This is a genomic window from Brevibacillus gelatini, assembly GCF_050920745.1.
Taxonomy (GTDB): domain Bacteria; phylum Bacillota; class Bacilli; order Brevibacillales; family Brevibacillaceae; genus Brevibacillus; species Brevibacillus gelatini.
Genome location: NZ_CP154342.1, coordinates 1883223 through 1900188, shown reverse-complemented (window position 1 = coordinate 1900188; position 16966 = coordinate 1883223). Strand labels below are relative to the sequence as shown.

The 16966-nt window shown below is 53.9% G+C and carries 22 protein-coding genes; 7 read left to right on the top strand and 15 right to left on the bottom strand.

Features of this window, described 5'->3' with window-relative positions; genetic code table 11:
• Positions 1-6 precede the first annotated feature (6 nt).
• The 7 genes from spoIIIAE to AAFJ72_RS09385 all read right to left on the bottom strand — a co-directional run bounded on the left by spoIIIAE (position 7) and on the right by AAFJ72_RS09385 (position 4332).
• A complete protein-coding gene (gene spoIIIAE / locus AAFJ72_RS09415) occupies positions 7-1194 on the bottom strand; it encodes a stage III sporulation protein AE (RefSeq protein WP_432776881.1) in 1188 nt (395 codons plus the stop codon).
• Between the two features lie 17 nt (positions 1195-1211).
• A complete protein-coding gene (spoIIIAD, locus tag AAFJ72_RS09410; protein ID WP_005827266.1) occupies positions 1212-1601 on the bottom strand; it encodes a stage III sporulation protein AD in 390 nt (129 codons plus the stop codon).
• 13 nt (positions 1602-1614) lie between these two features.
• On the bottom strand, positions 1615-1818 hold the full coding sequence (gene spoIIIAC / locus AAFJ72_RS09405) for a stage III sporulation protein AC (protein ID WP_432776880.1): 204 nt from the start codon (positions 1816-1818) through the stop codon (positions 1615-1617).
• Between the two features lie 16 nt (positions 1819-1834).
• Complete coding sequence (gene spoIIIAB, locus AAFJ72_RS09400; protein WP_432776879.1) at positions 1835-2353, bottom strand: stage III sporulation protein SpoIIIAB; 519 nt, start codon at positions 2351-2353, stop codon at positions 1835-1837.
• Positions 2341-3303, bottom strand: coding sequence for a stage III sporulation protein AA (gene spoIIIAA, locus AAFJ72_RS09395; RefSeq protein ID WP_432776878.1), 963 nt, complete (start codon positions 3301-3303; stop codon positions 2341-2343). Before spoIIIAA ends, spoIIIAB begins: the two co-directional genes overlap by 13 nt.
• 194 nt (positions 3304-3497) lie before the next feature.
• Positions 3498-3983, bottom strand: a complete 486-nt coding sequence (locus tag AAFJ72_RS09390) for a CD1247 N-terminal domain-containing protein (RefSeq protein ID WP_432776877.1) — start codon at positions 3981-3983, stop codon at positions 3498-3500.
• Positions 3984-4068: 85 nt separating this feature from the next.
• Positions 4069-4332: a YqhV family protein gene (locus tag AAFJ72_RS09385; RefSeq protein WP_432776876.1), complete on the bottom strand. Its 264-nt coding sequence runs from the start codon at positions 4330-4332 to the stop codon at positions 4069-4071.
• A 151-nt stretch (positions 4333-4483) separates the two neighbouring features.
• Here AAFJ72_RS09385 and AAFJ72_RS09380 point away from each other — a divergent pair, with 151 nt between their 5' ends.
• Genes AAFJ72_RS09380 through AAFJ72_RS09370 form a run of 3 tightly spaced genes read left to right on the top strand, consistent with a single transcriptional unit; the run spans position 4484 to position 6522 of the window.
• Positions 4484-5305: a phosphosulfolactate synthase gene (locus tag AAFJ72_RS09380; RefSeq protein ID WP_432776875.1), complete on the top strand. Its 822-nt coding sequence runs from the start codon at positions 4484-4486 to the stop codon at positions 5303-5305.
• Positions 5296-6012, top strand: a complete 717-nt coding sequence (locus AAFJ72_RS09375; protein ID WP_432776874.1) for a 2-phosphosulfolactate phosphatase — start codon at positions 5296-5298, stop codon at positions 6010-6012. The genes AAFJ72_RS09380 and AAFJ72_RS09375 overlap by 10 nt, the downstream gene beginning before the upstream one ends.
• Before the next feature lie 39 nt (positions 6013-6051).
• A complete protein-coding gene (locus AAFJ72_RS09370; protein WP_122904332.1) occupies positions 6052-6522 on the top strand; it encodes a DUF441 domain-containing protein in 471 nt (156 codons plus the stop codon).
• Between the two features lie 106 nt (positions 6523-6628).
• Here AAFJ72_RS09370 and efp read toward each other — a convergent pair whose 3' ends face one another.
• From efp to AAFJ72_RS09350, 4 genes are all read right to left on the bottom strand, one after another.
• Positions 6629-7186 carry an elongation factor P gene (efp, locus tag AAFJ72_RS09365; RefSeq protein ID WP_122904094.1) on the bottom strand — a complete coding sequence of 186 codons (558 nt, stop codon included), beginning with the start codon at positions 7184-7186 and terminating at the stop codon, positions 6629-6631.
• 42 nt (positions 7187-7228) lie between these two features.
• Positions 7229-8299 (bottom strand): M24 family metallopeptidase, encoded by a 1071-nt coding sequence (locus tag AAFJ72_RS09360; RefSeq protein ID WP_432776873.1) that lies wholly within the window; start codon positions 8297-8299, stop codon positions 7229-7231.
• A 35-nt stretch (positions 8300-8334) separates the two neighbouring features.
• Positions 8335-8775: a type II 3-dehydroquinate dehydratase gene (aroQ, locus tag AAFJ72_RS09355; protein WP_122904092.1), complete on the bottom strand. Its 441-nt coding sequence runs from the start codon at positions 8773-8775 to the stop codon at positions 8335-8337.
• Positions 8776-8925: 150 nt separating this feature from the next.
• Positions 8926-9435, bottom strand: coding sequence for a YqhR family membrane protein (locus tag AAFJ72_RS09350; protein ID WP_122904091.1), 510 nt, complete (start codon positions 9433-9435; stop codon positions 8926-8928).
• A 136-nt stretch (positions 9436-9571) separates the two neighbouring features.
• On the opposite strand from AAFJ72_RS09350, the gene AAFJ72_RS09345 reads away from it, so the two are divergent.
• Complete coding sequence (locus AAFJ72_RS09345) at positions 9572-10507, top strand: DUF1385 domain-containing protein (protein ID WP_122904331.1); 936 nt, start codon at positions 9572-9574, stop codon at positions 10505-10507.
• 33 nt (positions 10508-10540) lie between these two features.
• A complete protein-coding gene (locus AAFJ72_RS09340) occupies positions 10541-10894 on the top strand; it encodes a hypothetical protein (RefSeq protein WP_122904090.1) in 354 nt (117 codons plus the stop codon).
• A 51-nt stretch (positions 10895-10945) separates the two neighbouring features.
• Here the strand turns inward: AAFJ72_RS09340 and AAFJ72_RS09335 are convergent, their stop codons facing one another.
• The 3 genes from AAFJ72_RS09335 to AAFJ72_RS09325 form a co-directional block, all read right to left on the bottom strand.
• Positions 10946-11875 carry a patatin-like phospholipase family protein gene (locus AAFJ72_RS09335; RefSeq protein WP_122904089.1) on the bottom strand — a complete coding sequence of 310 codons (930 nt, stop codon included), beginning with the start codon at positions 11873-11875 and terminating at the stop codon, positions 10946-10948.
• 170 nt (positions 11876-12045) lie between these two features.
• A complete protein-coding gene (gene mntR / locus AAFJ72_RS09330) occupies positions 12046-12474 on the bottom strand; it encodes a transcriptional regulator MntR (protein WP_122904088.1) in 429 nt (142 codons plus the stop codon).
• 96 nt (positions 12475-12570) lie between these two features.
• Complete coding sequence (locus AAFJ72_RS09325; RefSeq protein ID WP_122904087.1) at positions 12571-13134, bottom strand: NADPH-dependent FMN reductase; 564 nt, start codon at positions 13132-13134, stop codon at positions 12571-12573.
• 159 nt (positions 13135-13293) lie between these two features.
• Between AAFJ72_RS09325 and AAFJ72_RS09320 the strand changes: the two genes are divergently transcribed.
• A complete protein-coding gene (locus tag AAFJ72_RS09320) occupies positions 13294-14304 on the top strand; it encodes a hypothetical protein (RefSeq protein WP_432776872.1) in 1011 nt (336 codons plus the stop codon).
• A gap of 91 nt (positions 14305-14395) precedes the next feature.
• On the opposite strand, the gene AAFJ72_RS09315 is transcribed toward AAFJ72_RS09320, so the two are convergent.
• Positions 14396-15736, bottom strand: a complete 1341-nt coding sequence (locus AAFJ72_RS09315) for a M28 family peptidase (protein ID WP_432776871.1) — start codon at positions 15734-15736, stop codon at positions 14396-14398.
• A 316-nt stretch (positions 15737-16052) separates the two neighbouring features.
• Between AAFJ72_RS09315 and dat the strand changes: the two genes are divergently transcribed.
• Complete coding sequence (gene dat, locus AAFJ72_RS09310; RefSeq protein ID WP_432776870.1) at positions 16053-16904, top strand: D-amino-acid transaminase; 852 nt, start codon at positions 16053-16055, stop codon at positions 16902-16904.
• The last annotated feature ends 62 nt before the right edge of the window (positions 16905-16966 follow it).

Genomic DNA, 16966 nt, shown 5'->3' with positions numbered 1-16966 from the left:
CATCACCTACCGAACCATCATGGAGATGTTGCCTGCCGCAATGATGATGGTAATTGCCAGAAAGAACATCAATCCCACCGTCGCCAGTGCGGCGAAGACGAACAGGAGACTTTTGCCAATCGTGCCGAGCGCACTGATGATCGGGCTATTGCCGAGCGGCTGCAGCACGGCGGATGACAGGTTGTAGATCAGAGCGAGAACCAGTATCTTGAGGGCCGGGAACGCGCACAGGATGATGAGAATGACTACTCCCGCCAGGCCCACTGCGTTTTTGACCAGAAGCGATGCGTTCAAGACTGTATCGGCTGCATCGGAGAACATGCGTCCGACAATCGGGATGAAGTTGCCCGTAATGTATTTGGCAGTTCGCAAGGTGACGCCGTCTGTGACAGCAGAGGTGGCGCCCTGAATCGAGATGACCGCGAGAAAAATGGTCAGGAAGGAGCCGAGCACGCCCATCGCGATATTGCGGAGCAGGGTCGCTAGCTGAGTGACCTTGTAGCGTTCCGAAAACAGGCTGACAATCGACAGCATCGCCGAGAGAAACAGGAGCGGGAACACGACGTACGTAATCATCGTGCCGCTGATGTTAATCATGAAAATAATCAGCGGGTGAAACATGGTCGCTGTCGCGAGGTTCCCCACCGAAGCCAGGAGGGCGATGACGAGCGGAATCATGGCGAGCATGAAATCCGTCATGCTGTTGATCGCGTCCTTGGCATAGGTGATGGCGACGTGAAAGCTGTTGATGGCCAGAACCATCAACACGAGATAGGCAATCGAATAGGCGACGGTGGAAACGGCGTTACGCTCGAACGCATTTTGCATCGTCTCCAGGATCATCGCAAAAACCGTAATGATGATAATCGAGCTGAGCAGCTTGCCGTTTATCAAGATTTCGTGGAAGATGAATTTGCCCATCCCCTGCAGGAAGCTTGCGATCGACAGTTCCTCCTGCTGCAGCAAAATCTGGATGAAGCCCTGGGATTTCAAGTCTGGCAAGTAGCCCTGGTACTCCCGCTGAAGCTTGTGCCAATACTTTTCGACGCGGTCCAGTTGCAGGTGATCGACTTGCTCCTCGACAATCTGGTTGATCGGGCTGGCTGCGGATGCCCCGGCTGCGTAGACCATACCCGGCGACAGACAGAATAAGAGTGCGAACCATAACAGGATCAGTTTGCCAGTGTGCACCAACAGACATCCCACCTCCCTTATGCCGGCAGCAAGTCGATCACGGTTTCGATGATGATCTGGATAATCGGCACCGCCATGACCAGGATCAGCACTTTTCCGGCCAGCTCAATTTTGGAGGCAATCGCCCCTTGTCCAGCATCGCGGGTCATTTGCGCCCCAAATTCTGCGATGTAGGCAATTCCGATAATTTTTAAAATCGTTTCCAGAAACACGAGATTCAAATCTGCCTGGACCGCCAGCCTTTCCAGGATGCGAATGACTTCGGCGATTTTTCCTACCAAAAAGTAGAAAATAATGACGCCGCTTGCAATCGCCAAAAGAAACGCGAACATCGGCTTTTGTTCCTTAATCACCAGGGCAAGTATGGTCGCGACCAGTCCAAGTCCAACGATTTGTACGATTTCCATCGAGAGCCCCTCCTCAGTTGAACAGGAAGACGCGTTTCACCTCAGAAAACAGGTTGCCAAGGTAGTGGGACACCATGTACAGGACGATGATGAATCCGACCAGAGTCGCCCAGTGCGCAATATCTTCCTTTCCCGCCTGTTTGAGTACCGTGTGCAAGATCGCTGTAATGAATCCTACCGCTCCGATCTGGAAAACAGGTGTCAAATCAAAATCCACTGTGAACACCTCGCCTTTAGAACATCAGGATGACGACCAAAAGCCCGCCAAGGAAGCCCAGACTTTTGTACATCCGTTCGTACTTGGCCTGCTCGGCCCGCGCTTCTTCCTCAAGCCCCCGCAGGTGGGTAACAGCAAGACGCAGATGCTTTTGCTGGTCTTCCCTGTCGGATGAACCGAGAACCTGTCCGAGACTCGCAAGCACTTCCCGCTCTTGCCTGCGCAGGGCCGTTTGCGGCCAATGCTTGCCCATCGCCTGCTGCAAGGAATCTTCCGCCGAATGCGCCTTTTCGCTGACCAGAAGCGCTGCGGCGTGCAGAAACAGATTGCCCACTTCCTTGGAGACACGGTGGCCTACTTTGACAAAAGCGCGGTGCAGCGGTGTCATGCCGTAGACGATTTCCGTCTCCAGCATTTGCAGGGCAACCAGAAGCGCTCGTAGCTGAACCGGGCGATAGGCGTAGTACTTGCCGATCTGCCAGCCGACCATGGAAGCGGAAAACAGGATGAGCAGCGCACCAATCAGCTTGACCATGCGATCTTCTCCTTTTCGAGCGGCTTCATGCTCTGGTCGTAGATCGCCTGGATCGTGCCCACGCCTTTCGCCCGGCTAAGCACGATATAGCGGGCAAACACGCCGTGCCGCACCAGGTTGCCTAGCATCGGACGCCGGGCCACCTCCTCGATGTCGGCACCATGCGCGGAGCAAATGACGGCGACCCCGGCATGAATCGCTTCCCAGACGGCATCCCCGTCCTCTGCCCGCCCCACCTCGTCCACGATCAGCACATCGGGCGACATGGAGCGAATCAGCATCATCATCCCTGCGGCTTTCGGGCAAGCGTCCAGCACATCTGTCCTTGGGCCGACGTCTCGTTGCGGGACGCCTTGCAGGCACCCTGCCAGCTCGGAACGCTCGTCCACAATCCCGACCTTGCGGCTGGACGACCATTCGCTCCCGTAGCTTAAGGAGCGGGCCATATCGCGCAAAAGCGTCGTCTTCCCGCATTGCGGCGGAGAGATCACCAGCGTACTCAGCACTTTGCCGCCTTCAAACAAATAGGGCATCACTTTTTGCGCAGCCCCTTTTTTCTCCCGGGCGATCCGGATATTGAAGCTGGTGATATCCCTGATGCCTTTGACATCCCCTTTGTCCAGCACCACCCTGCCTGCGATGCCGATGCGATGGCCGCCTACGACTGTAATGTAGCCCCGCTTCAACTCTTCCTCCAGCGCGTACAAAGAATGCTGGCTGACTTGATTCAACAGCTTGACTGCGTTCTCTGCGGAAAACATCCATCCTTTGCTCGCGGTGGAGGTAAGCTGGCCTGTCGGCGTCACGTAGCTGGATTGCTGGCCAAAGCGCACTTCCAACGGCTGATTTTGCCGAAGTCGTATCTCTTCCAAATGCTCTTTGACCGTGGAGGGAAGAGCAGTCAAAATCGAGCGTATGGCTTCCGGCAAAATCGCCATGATCTCTCTCACATCCGGTACCCTCCTTTTTGTGGTTGACTCTCGTTTGTCCACATTGACTTACCTCCATCCTATGCGGGAATGGACGAGATTTATGCTAAGACTCTTTTGGCAAAATGCGAAAAAGCAGCTGGGCCAATTCGCTCGCCGCTGCAAACAAAAAAGCTTGCCCCGGCACTTTTTTCACGCGCCGGGACAAGCTTTTTTTACGTAGGATTGATCGGCTGGCATTCGCGCTCGTCAAAAGACCGCTCGATGAGGTAGTGCGAGTAGCCTTCCTCATCGCGGCCCTCTCGCAAGCGAATCTCTTTCTGGCAGTGGGGGCAGGAAAATTCGTAGCCGCCCTCCAGATGCGCATCGCCATTGGCTTCGTACAGGTAAGCGTCTTCGTCATCGTCGAGATCGTAGCAGGTGGCGTACTCTATGTCCTCGTCGTCTTCGATCGTTTCGTACAAATCGTCATCCTCTCCAAAAAGATAGAGTTCCACGTCTTCGAGGTCTTCGTCCAGCGCCTCAATATAATCTTCCGCTTCTTCCACACGGGTGTGCAGTTCGCGGAACTGGGCGCATACCTCGTCCATGATCTCGATTATCTCCGCCACGATTTTGCCTTCCGCATTTTTTTCGCTTCCATCCAGACCGTCAACCAGTCCGCGCAAATAGGCGATTCGATTCGCCATTGCCTCGATCATTCCAATTCCCTCCCAGTGCTCTTTTGACACTAGCATTCCCTCGCGCGACGCGGATTACCATTGGAAGGAATTGGTTGCGAAACCGCTACTTGCGAACCCCGATCAGGATACACGAGATGCCGAGCAAAATCCAGGCGATCTTGGCAAAGCTCACCCGATCCGACATGCCGACAAGACCAATCGCGGTCGTCACAATCAAAATGACAGGCCCGACAATCGCCAGCCCGGAATTGATGAGTAGCGCCTTTTCCACCTGATTGACCTTCAAAATGAGCAAGGCAGCCAAAATCTCGATACTGCCTGACAAAACCCGCAGTGCGGCCATGCCCATAATCGCTTTTTCCCACATACCGTCTCGTCCTCCCCTCCGTTCACTCTATGCCTGTACTCCTTCATTTCAGCACTGGAGATGGGTGATCGCCTACCTTCTTTCCCCTTCACTCCTCCTGTTGGGTGGGCATACACTGAACCATACGCCTAGAAGAAATGAGGAAAATGCGATGGTAGATTATGAACATCCGTTTTTGCCCGCCAACTGGGCGAACCCGTCCGGGCGCATGCGCGAAAAGCCCCGCCAGAAAGGGCTGACCATGGTCATTGACAAAGGCCTGGGACTTACTGCTTACTTCGATTTGCTGGATCTGGCTTCTCCCTATATCGATATATACAAACTCGGCTTTGGCACGACTGCCCTCTATCCGCCAAAAGTGCTCCGGCAAAAGCTCGAAGCCGCGAAGGCGCACGGGCTGCACATCATGCCTGGCGGTACGTTATTCGAGATCGCCATCCGGTACAGTACGATCAAGGAGTACATGCAGCAAATCCGCTCGCTCGGATTTTCCGCTGTGGAAATTTCCGACGGCACTTTTCCCCTTTCGTTTGAAAAACGCAAGGAAGCGATTGTGCTGGGGGTGGAAGCCGGGCTTGTCGTCTATACAGAGGTTGGCAAAAAGGCTGCCGGATACCGCGCACAGCGCCAGGAGCTGCTGGAAACACTGGACTTTGACCTGCAAGCCGGTGCCAGCCACGTCATTGTCGAAGCGAGGGAAAGCGGAACGGTCGGCGTCTTCGATGGAAACGGCAAGGTCGATCACGACTTTGTGCAAGACATTGTCTGTCTGGCCCGGGAAAATGCGGAGCGGCTGATTTGGGAAGCCCCGCAAAAAGACCAGCAGGTAGGCTTGATCCATGCGCTTGGCAGCGAGGTCAATCTGGGCAATATCGCGTACACGGATGTCTTGTCCGTAGAAACGCTACGCCGGGGCCTGCGCGGGGATACGGCCGTGATGATGGAAGAGGGGAGGTCTGCCCCGTGCGAATAGAAGTCGTGCCGACGGTCGAGGAAATTCGCTTTGACCAGATCAGCAACCATGTCGTCATCGTCATCGACGTCCTGCGCGCTTCCAGCACGATTGTCACGGCATTGGGAAACGGTTTTGTCTGTGTCATTCCGGTCGAGACGATCGGGCAGGCCAACTCGCTGCGCGCTGCTGACTGCCTGTTGGCTGGCGAGCGGCACTGCCGCAAAATTCCTGATTTTGACTGCAACAACTCGCCAACGGAAATCTCTGCGACCCAGATGTCCGGCAAGCGTCTCGTGCTGACGACGACGAACGGAACGCGCGCGATCCAAAAGGCAGAGCGAGCCTCTGCCCTGCTCATCGGCTGCTTTTTAAACGCGACAGCCTGCATCAGACACGCGCTTAGCTATCATTTGGATATTACGCTGTACTGTGCGGGCACGCGCTCCGAATTCGCGCTGGAGGATGGGCTTGCCGCCGGGCTGATGATCGTGCAGGCGCAAAAAGCGTTGGCCAACATTCAGACGTGCGATCTGGGCGAAGCTTTGAAAGGAAGCTACCTGTATTACGCTGACAAATTGAGCGAGCAATTGCTAAAGACCACGACAGGCAAGCGGCTTGTCTCCCACCATTTTGCCGACGATCTCCGCTTCTGCTCCCAGGTCGACCAGTTCCAGCTCGTCCCCTACGTCAAGGACAAACGCATACTCCCCCACCTTGTCTCATAGAGTGAAAGGAGAATAGGGACAGGGGTTTTGATGCCAATGATGATGTCTGGAGAAGTCATGCTTGTCATCCTGATCGTCATAGGATTAATTGGCCGTTCACCGATTATCGCGACGGCGGCGAGCATCCTGCTGGTGCTCAAGCTGACGGCCCTGGAACGCTTTTTCCCCTCAGTCGAGCGCCGCGGACTGGAGCTTGGTTTGCTTTTTTTGACGATTTCCGTGCTGGTTCCGTTTGCCAGTGAAAAAATATCGTGGAAAGATGTCACGCCGCTGTTTACAACGGTCGTCGGCTTCACAGCACTCGCAGGAGGCGCACTTGCCACGTGGATGAACGGCAAGGGGCTCGACCTCTTGCGCACCGAGCCGCACATGATTATCGGTCTTGTCATCGGGTCGATCATCGGCATTGTGTTTTTTCGCGGCATTCCAGTCGGTCCCCTGATGGCGGCAGGGATTACTGCATTCGTGCTGAAGCTGTGGGAATGGTTCGGCGGGCGCTGGCCTCAATAAAACGGCTCCCCCTCTTTTCATCCGGGAAGAGGGGATTTTCGGTACAAAGAAAAAAAGCCGCACCCGATTGGGCACAGCTTTTTGCATACAGACTGCGGGTTCCGACTTACGCGCGAGAAACGTATGCTTCTGTACGCGTATCGATAATCAGACGGTCGCCTTCTTCTACGAAGAGCGGAACGTTGACGACGAAGCCGGTTTCCAGTGTTGCTTTTTTGGTTACGTTGGAAGCAGTATCGCCTTTTACGCCTGGCTCGCATTCGGTAACAACCAGCTCAACGGTGTTTGGCAGCTGGATACCGATTGTTTCGCCGTTGTACTGCACGATTTGCACGTTCATGTTTTCCTTGAGGAAACGCAGTTCGCGCTCGATTTGGCTGCGCGAGAACGTCAGTTGCTCATACGTTTCGGTGTTCATGAACGTGTACTCGTCACCGCTCGCATACAGATACTGCATGGTGCTGGTTTCGATGCGGGCAGGGTTTACTTTTTCACCGCCGCGGAAAGTCATTTCTGTGGTGTTGCCGTTGCGCAGGTTGCGCAGTTTGGAGCGTACAAACGCCGCGCCTTTACCTGGTTTTACGTGTTGGAATTCCAACACGGTGTAGATGTTGCCATCCACTTCGATCGTCAAACCGGTCCGAAAATCGTTTACAGAGATCATCGTTGTCCTCCCAAATCAATCAATAACGTAGAATAGTATAAATTACACGGGCAAAATGAGCAACTCTTTCGTAGATTTGTTGAGGTTCTCATGCCCGTCTGCCGTAATCAGCACGTCGTCCTCGATGCGCACGCCGCCCACTCCGGTGATGTAAATGCCCGGTTCCATCGTCACGAGCATGCCTGGCTCCAGTACGAACGTGCTTACTGTCGAAAGACCAGGGAGTTCATGCACTTCGATTCCGAGACCGTGACCCGCACTGTGTCCGTACGCTTCGCCGTAGCCTGCCGCCGCGATGACATCTCGCGTTGCGGCGTCCGCTGCTTTTGCCGTGACACCTGGCTTCAAAGCTTCCAGGCCAGCCAGCTGCGCACGCAGCACGATGTCGTAAATCTCTTTCATTTTCGCGCTCGGCTCCCCGACGGCGACTGTACGGGTAATGTCGGAGTTGTAGCCTTTGTAGGCGGCTCCGAAATCGAGCGTGACCATTTCACCCGCCTGGATCACTTTCTCGCTGGCTCGTCCGTGCGGCAGGGCACCGCGCACACCGGACGCCACGATAATGTCAAAGCCTGAACCGGTCGCGCCCTGCTTGCGCATGAAATACTCCAGTTCCAGCGCGACATCCACCTCGCGCACGCCTGGACGGATGTATCCTTGAATATGCGCAAACGCCGCCTCGGCAATTCCTACCGCTTGGCGGATGATAACCATTTCCGACTCGTCCTTGAACATGCGGATTTTTTCCAGCACACCGCTGGTTGGGACAAGCTCTACGCCGTCGAACGCTTTGCTCCACTCCTGATACGTGCCGAAGGAAATGCTGCTTTCAAAAGCCAGCCGCTTGATGCCTTTTTCCTGCAGCAGTCTGGCAATCGCTTCAACTGCTTTGCGCTCGTTGTTGACGACCGTAAAATCTGGCGCCTGCTCTTGCGCCTGCTCCACATAGCGGAAATCTGTAACGAGGAAGGCTTCTTTTTCCGTGACAATGACCCAGCCGGTGGAGCCAGTAAAGCCGCTCAGATAGAAGCGGTTTTCTTGCTTTTCCGTAATGAACGCATTCGCTCCAACCTGTGTCAGCGCTTCACGCAATTTGTTCAGACGTTGTTTCATGGCGACCCGTTTCCCCTTTCATCCTGACGAAGCTGTTATTTTTTCTCGATTTTGCGGACGAGCGCCCGCAGCGCCCATTCATAGCCGTCCATGCCCAAGCCGACAACCTGACCAATCGTGACAGGGGCAATGACCGAGCGGTGGCGAAATTCCTCGCGCGCGTGAATATTGGAAATATGTATTTCAATTGTCGGGAGCGCCACACCAGCGAGTGCATCGCGGATGGCATAGCTGTAATGTGTAAATGCGCCAGGGTTAATCAAAATGCCGTCGTGAACACCTCTGGCCTGGTGAATCGCATCAATCAGGACTCCCTCGTGATTGGACTGGCAATGCGCAAGTTTACCGCCCAGCTCGTCCATGACGGAAGACAGCTTTGCCACCAGATCCTCCAGTGTCTCTCTTCCATATACTTCCGGCTCCCGCGTCCCCAGCAAATTGAGATTGGGACCGTTCAACAGCAGAACGGAAGTCATTGTCATCCCTCCCCATATGATTTTCGGAAAAAGTTTTTTTACTAATGAAACATTTTACCACAAGCCATTCCCGATTTCACAGTCGAATGCAAAAATCAGCCAACATTGCGAATTTTCCCAATCAGCAAAGAGAGGGGATGAGCCGATCCCCTATTGCTTTTCGCCGTTCCACTGCTCCTCGTGCGAGTGCTCCAGCACAATTGTCATGCCGATAAATAACCCGAAAGACAAGTACCAGGCGCCCTCCGTGCTCAAGGTACCTATTTCCCAATTCCCGATGCGGAAGAAGAATCCTGCAATCGCAAGCAAGACCGCGCCGTACAGAAGCCCGGTCCACCATGCGCGCATATTCCCGAACAAGAAAGAAAACAGGAAGCTTGCCAGCACAGTCTCCACAAACAGCACGATCGCCCCCAGCGAAATACCTGTCAGGCTGTCCTCTTCGTACCCGGTGAGCAGCGGTCTGGCAAAAGCCCCCAACCCGTACGGCGTCAGATTCAGGAAGTGCGCAAGCAACCGGACGATCCCCCAGATGATCGTTCCCCAAAACGCAAGCTCCACAATTTTGGCGGCAGATACCCGTTTATTCCCCGCTTTGCCGCGCTCCTTTGGCTTGCCCCACAGCTCCTTTTGTCTTCGTGCAGCTCTGCCTGCTACCATATCCTATCACCTCACACGTAGTATGTGCTGTTTCCATGTTTTTCACTAATTGTTTACATTTCTTGGCGATGCTTGAACTCCCTGTAGCTTCAAGGCCCGCTTTCCGGTAAAATGGAAGGTAAGGAAGGTGATTGTGTTGGCTCAGCAAAAAGTACCCAGCTACGGCGGTCAGGCCGTCATCGAAGGTGTGATGTTCGGCGGCAAGACGATGACTGTCACAGCTGTTCGCAAAAAAAATCATGAAATTGAGTATTTCGAGGCCCCGCGCACGGAATATAAATGGATTACCCCCCTGAAAAAAATTCCGTTTATTCGCGGCCTGGTCGGACTGATCGAAGCCAGCGCCAACGGGGCCAAGCATCTGAACTTCGCCTCTGAACGCTACAGCATGGAGTCTGGCGAAGAAGTGAGCGCGGGCCCTTCGAAACTGACGATGATTCTGGGGGTTGCACTTGTCGGTGTACTCTCCTTTTTGTTCGGTAAATTCGTCTTTACACTCGTTCCCGTTTTCCTCGCTGATTTTCTGTTGGGAAAATGGGTGCCGGATGGGGTTCCCCAAACACTGGCAGAAGGCGGCTTCAAAATCCTGCTGCTGCTCGGCTACATCACCGCCATCGCGCAAGCCCCGCTCATCAAGCGACTTTTTCAATATCACGGAGCGGAGCATAAAGTGATTAACGCCTTTGAAGCCGGGGTAGAATTAACAGTAGAGAACGTACAAAAATTTTCCACCCTGCATTACCGTTGCGGCAGCAGTTTTCTTATTTTCAGCGTGTTCGTCGGAGTCGTAATCTACTCGCTGTTCAGCTACGACTCCCTGACAGAGCGGGTCGTGCAGCGAATTGTGCTCTTGCCGCTCGTCATCGGAGTCTCCTACGAGGTGTTACAGTGGACAAACAAGCTCCGTGACACGCCTGTTTTGCGCTACCTTGGCTATCCGGGTCTCTGGCTGCAAAAAATCACGACACGTGAGCCCGATGACAGTCAGGTCGAAGTAGCCATCGCCTCTTTCCAGAAGATGCGGGAACTGGACCTTCAGCACGTCCAGGAAAAAATGGCTACGACCGGATAACGTGAGGCATTTTATTCCGATTGAGGTGAGCCTATGTTACGTCGCATTCCACCCCTGATTTTGGTTATTGTGCTGCTCGCCATTTACGGATTTTTGTTGACCTTCATCAGTGATCCCATCAATACGCTGATTATCCTTGGTTTGTCAGTGGCCCTGTTTTTGCTCGTACGCAACTATTTGCGCACAGGCTCTTTTTTCCCGAAAAGTGCAGGATCTGGCACCCCGAAGCAACAAAAGGCAAAGCCGAAGCCTCCCGTGATGCGACAAGCACACAAAAAGCAGTCGACGGGCTCCAGAAAAGAGTATCCGTTTCGTGTGATCGACGGCAACAAAGGAAAATCAAAAGAAAAACAGGGCGAGAAATCGCAAAACAACATCTCTCACTGAAAGCAAAAACAGGTTGCCAAAAGCGGCGACCTGTTTTTTTGTACATGTTGGCTAGACCAAATATTTCGGCGACGATTGACGAAACACTTTTACGTATTCGTCGAAATCCCAGCGTTGTAAAAACTGCCTGGCAGCTGCTTCTCCAGACGCATACAGGCGATTCCGCATTTCTTTGGACAGTTGGAATTGCGTGGTTCTCACGCCGAGTGTATGAATGAACACCGTCCGGACCGCCTGCGCCTTGTCAACGTACAGCCTGTCGTGGGCGTCGAGCATCGTAGCCAGCAAGCTGCGGGAGAAAGAAAACAGGCCTGCGATCTTGTTTTGCTCCCGTTTGTCCGGGTCGTCCGAGAGCCGAAATCCGATCGTCGGCCAGTTGGGTATTCCCGGCACATCGAACAGCCAGACCGGATAATTGCTCAAGAGCGCTCCATCGACGATATAGTGCGTGACGTTGCCGCTTTTTAGCTGGGCCGGCTGAAAGAAAAACGGAATCGAGGATGACATCCGGACGGCTTTCGCTACGGAAAAGCTGTCCGGGTCAATGCCGTAGCGCGGAAGATCGTCAGGCAGTACCGCCATTTTTCCTGCCGTCACATCGGAAGCGACGATTTTCAGCTTTCCGGGCGGCAAGTCGCCAAAGGTGCGCACCCCTTTTCGCCGCAGCAGCTCTTCGATGAACAACTCGATGCGGTCGGCGCGAAACACACCTTCCCGCACCATCAGCTCGTAGATCGGCCCGATGAACGGAAGTCTGCCAATCCCAGACCGCTGCAAAAAGTGCAAATAATCCAGTTCGTCAAAAATCGGCTTGAGCTCCTGGCTGTTGTATCCCGCACTGAGCAAGGCGGCTACAATCGAGCCTGCTGACGTTCCAGCCAGCTTTTCCCACGTATACCCGTTTTCCTCCATAACGCGCAAGGCGCCGAGAAAAGCGATTCCTTTTACCCCTCCGCCTTCAAACACTGCGTCCGCTTTCACCCTGCCGCCTCCTTCCGCAAAACGCTCTACTACCAATATAAGGCGACAGCTTATTCGTTAGGATTGAAAAACGGGGTTTCGCCGCGCTTTTTTCTGCGAAGTCTTTCCGTCGCATTCGGTTATTTGGGCAAAAAAAAGCGCAAGCCAGTCAGCTTGCGCAGCGTAGATGCCTATTCTTCTTTTTGCTCATCTTCCAGCCGAATTCGCCGGAGCTCTTCCATCCGGCTCGGGTCTTGCTGGAAGTATTGCACGAGATATTCCAGGCATGTAATCGACTCCCAGCTCAAGTGGTGTTCGATTCCTTCGACATCCTGGTAAATATGTTCTTCGTCAACGCCGATGACGCGCATGAACTCTTCGAGCAGGCTGTGACGATCCACCAAACGTTTGCCAATCTTTTTCCCTTTCGGCGTCAAGACCAGGCCACGGTATTTTTCATACACGAGATATTTGTCTTTATCCAGCTTTTGAACCATTTTCGTGACCGATGAGGGATGTACTTCCAACGCTTCAGCAATATCGGAGACACGAGCATAGCCCTTTTCTTCAATTAAGCTGTAAATTCGTTCCAAATAGTCTTCCATACTCGGCGTCGGCATGTGAACCCCTCATTTCAACCCATATTTCTTCCGTCCAAAAAAGGCACGTAGAAATATAATACCGTTAAATGAGAACGATTAGCAAGAGAAACCTGCCTATTGCAGCTGTTTTTCTGGTTTCGGGTTCATTAATTTGACAAATTCAACCAATTGTTGGCCAAGCGTCTCCATCCGTGCCTGCAAGCGCTCATCTTTCAGCTTGCCTTCCGGCGTAAAGGCGTTGTATGCGCTCGGAACACTTGGACTGGCTGGCAGCGGCCATGCGTGCAGATTGCGCATAATCAGCTGCAGCGTGTTGACTGTATTTGTCGCGCCCATGCTTCCTCCGGCGACACCGACCAGCGCTACCTGCTTGTCGCGCAGATGGCGGGCCTCCAAAAAGTCGAGCGCATTTTTCAATGCCCCCGTCATGGTCCCGTGATATTCAGGCGAACCGATCACAATCCCATCCGCTTCGGTAATTTTTTGCACGAAGCGGTGGACCACTTCCGGATAAGTCGACGCGTCTTCCCGCGCATCGTAAATCGGCAGCTTCCACTCTGCCAAATGAATCATTTCAATATCAGCGCCGGCAGCCTTCGCTGCGTCGAGTACAATCGCAACCGCTTGCTTTGTCGTGGAGTTCGTGTTCATGCTTCCTGCAATTCCTACAATTTTCATCCTGTATTCACCTCATTAGGATTAGCTTGACTGGTATGTATTTCATTATAATCCATTCACTATACATTGTAAACAAAAAAGTATGTTTAATATTCTCAGTTCTGAACAAGCCTTGCCTGGACATACACATGTAGCAAGTTGGGAATAAGGATGATGCCTATGGACAAAGTCGCTTGGCAAATCGCCATTCTTTTTGCGGGAGCCGCACTTGGAGGGCCCTATCTGGGCGGTTATGAGTGGCTCCGTTTCTTTACCTATTTCGGCTCCTGGGGCACAATCGGCATCGTACTCGTCAGTCTTGGGATCGCGTGGCTAAGCTTTCAGCTGCTCGGTTTTTGCCACCGCCAGCAAATCAGCTCGCTCTATGAACTTTACCTGCACCTGTTTGGCGAAGCGTTTGCTTCCAGCCTGTCGGTCATCACTCATCTGTTTTTGCTTGCGTATGTAGGCGTCATGCTCGGTCAGCAGTCCGCTCGTCTGATCGAAGGACTGTCGCCCATCTGGGCCCTGTTATTGTCCCTCATCGTCACGACCGGCTTTCTGTACAAACACTGGAATTGGATCGTTACAGGCACAGGTTTTTGCCTTGTAACAGGGTTGTTGTTTTTCGGCTTGCTTTTTTTGCTCCAACCGCATGTCCCCATTCCCGATCTCGGCTATCAAATGAATGGCAACTGGCTCATTCACGCTGTCTCATTCCTTGCTCTGCACTTTTTGCTCATACTCGCTGTGCTGCTGCCTGTTTCTGGACGCGCAAGCAAGGCTCATTCGCTGCGAATGGGGCTTGGCGTCGGTACGGCGCTCGTCTTGTTCTTTTTGCTGCTCGGTCAAGCTGTCCTGCTCTCCCACTGGCATGATATTCACGCCTCGCCCTTGCCGATGAAACTGATTTCCGTGCAACTGCTGCCAACTGGCGGAGCCGTCTTCGCGCTGCTCGCTCTGATCCAGGAAGGGGTGCTGTCAGCTTTGCTCCTCTATTCACTTGCGCACCCTGTCACAGAACGCCATCAGCTGCAATGGACACCGCTGCTGCTGGTCATGCTGCTCGCAGTCAGCCTGTTTGCCTCCCTGGCGATATGGCTCCCGTGGAGCGTCTCGGTCGTGGCGAGCGGGACTACCTACTGCGGTTTGGTCCTGATCGGCTGGTTTGTCTGGAGGCGCCAGACATGACTTTTCCTTTGCACGCAAAAAGGCTGCAAAACGATGACGGTCGTTCTGCAGCACTTGCTTGATGCGGAACACTCTGCTTTGTTGATTTGCGCTACTGTAAATCCTCTTCTGGCTCGTGTTGTCCGTTCGTCTTCGCTGCCGGGATCGGATAGACTGGAGTTGCTCCGTCTGTTATTTTGCCGATTGCTGAAAAAATCATTTGTGCCGTTTGCGCGAGTTGCTCTTTTTCAATAGAGGCGAGTGCATCCTCTGCCTTGTCTGTCCCATCCGTCGCTGATTGGCTTGTGACGAGTACGGCGTAAATGCCTGCTTCTGCCAATAATTCCAAGACCCTCCGCTGCTCTGTACGCACGTCTTCCCATGCGGACAGCTTCGCCCCCGCTTCGACCAGCAACCCTGCGGCCAAAGTGGTTTCTCCGCGCTCGGTGATGGCTTTTACTTTGCCCGTCCGTCCCACCGCATCGAGGTAGTAGGCAGCGACGATTTTTTGCCTGTCTTTTTCTGTCAACGACTCGCTGAACGCCCGTTGCCCGCGCTGGTCGGCTGTCACCGCGCCAAGGCTGACCAGCTGCACCTCAGCATCCAGTCTGCTTTTTGCCAGTTGGCGGGCAACCTCCAGCATGACGGCCACGCCGGAAGCGTTGTCATTGGCCCCTGGCGACGAAGCAGCTGAGTCGTGGTGCGCGAGAAGGAGCACGCGCTTGTTTGCCCCTGCCCCTGACGATTTTTTCGTGGCAATCAGGTTGTAGGATGTATGTCGGCTGGTAACGGCACCCGCTACCTTCACTGTCGCTTTCAGCGGCTGTTTCAGCAACCGCTGCCGGATCAGCTGTCCTTCCTCCCGCAACAGGCCAATGACCGGAACCGACATGTCCAGCGGCTCGCCCAACGACGGCCGCCATTCACCGTCGCGGTCGTTCCAGACAATGACCGCAACGGCTCCGGCGGCTGCGGCCTGTCTGACCTTTTCGCCAAACGGAATTTCCCCTCGTTTGACCAGCGCAATTTTCCCCCTGGCCTCGCCGCTGGCAAAATCAACGGCCCGACCATAGCCGGCATCGACAATCTCTGCTGTCTGCACGCCATTTTGTCCAAACGTCAATGAATGGACAGCCCAGCTCCGCTCCCAGCCTTCGATGGCAAGCGACACGCTCGCGGGCTTTTTGTACGTATCGTAATAAAAAGGCTGCAATGCGGTCTCATAGCCGTATGAACGCAAAGCATTCTCCACATATACCGCTGCTGCAAATTCCGTCTCGGTCGCCGCTGGCCGCGCTGTTTTCGCCAAATGCTCCACATGGCTGTACAACAGCTCGGCATCCATCCCTGCGTGAGTCTGATTCGCATAAGCCTGCGGCAGCGCGAGAGGCAGCGGCAGCAAGCTTCCCCAAACAAGCAAAGCTCCCAATGCGTAATGACCGACGGATCGCATGGCTTTTCTCCCTTCTTCCTGTGCGGTTTGCCTTTATTATGGTCCGCTGTGCCGAGTAGCGTCTAGTCAGAATAGTTAGTCAAATACCAGCACACGCCGTCAGCGAAGGACAGCTTTCGTTTTCCTTCTGCCCAAATCTGCCCGCCCCCACAGACAGCCTGGACAGAAGACGTCGATTTGTCGAGATGCCTGTACCCAATCATTGTTCGTGGATTTTCCGTTTTCAAATTGACCCCGCGCGGTGTGATTTGCTAATGTTGAATCAAGCCACAAAACGTTTAAAGAAGCGGCTGGAATCACTGGAGGAGGACGTACCATGCTATATGTGGATGGCAAATGGGTGGAAGAGGGGCAAGCGGCCGTTCATCCGGAAGACCGCGGTTACAACTTTGGCGACGGCATTTACGAAGTCGTACGAATCTACAAAGGGCGCCTGTATCAATGGGACGCTCACCTGACGCGACTGTTCCGCAGTGCCCGCGAGATCAAGCTTGCGTTGCCATGGAGCGCTGACGAGCTGACCCATTTGGCCAAAGAACTGCTGGCGAAAAACAATATCACCGCGCAAGACGATGCAACCCTTTATCTGCAAATCTCTCGCGGCACAGCTCCGCGTGTTCACGATATTCCCGGCGGCATCAAGCCTGTCATCATGGTGTTTGTCCGCCCCAAGGCCCGGCCAGTGGAGGATTTGAAAAAAGGCTGGACAGCCCAGCTCGTAGAAGACATTCGCTGGTTGCGCTGTGACATCAAGACGTTGAACCTGCTTGGAGCCGTCCTGGTCAAGCAGTACGCCAAGGACGCGGGGGCGCAAGATTCGATTTTGCACCGCAACGGCATCATTACGGAGTGCAGCTCTTCCAATCTGTTTGCGGTGAAAAACGGCGAACTGTACACGCATCCGGCAGACAACCTGATCCTGCACGGCATTACCCGTCAGGTCGTGATTGATCTGGCGAAGGCAAACGGCATCGGCGTTCACGAGGAAGCTTTTGACATTGCCTTCCTGAAGCAAGCCGACGAGCTGTTCCTCACCAGCACGACAGCGGAAGTCATGCCGCTCGTTTCCGTGGATGGCGAAGCTGTCGGCAATGGACAGCCCGGACCTGTCACCGTCAGGCTGCAAGCATTGTTTGAGCAGCACATTCACGACAGCGTGCTCGTTTAAGCTCTCGAATAAGCTATTCTTGCAAAATGGAAAGCTCTCCTGGCCAGTGCGAACGGTGTCCC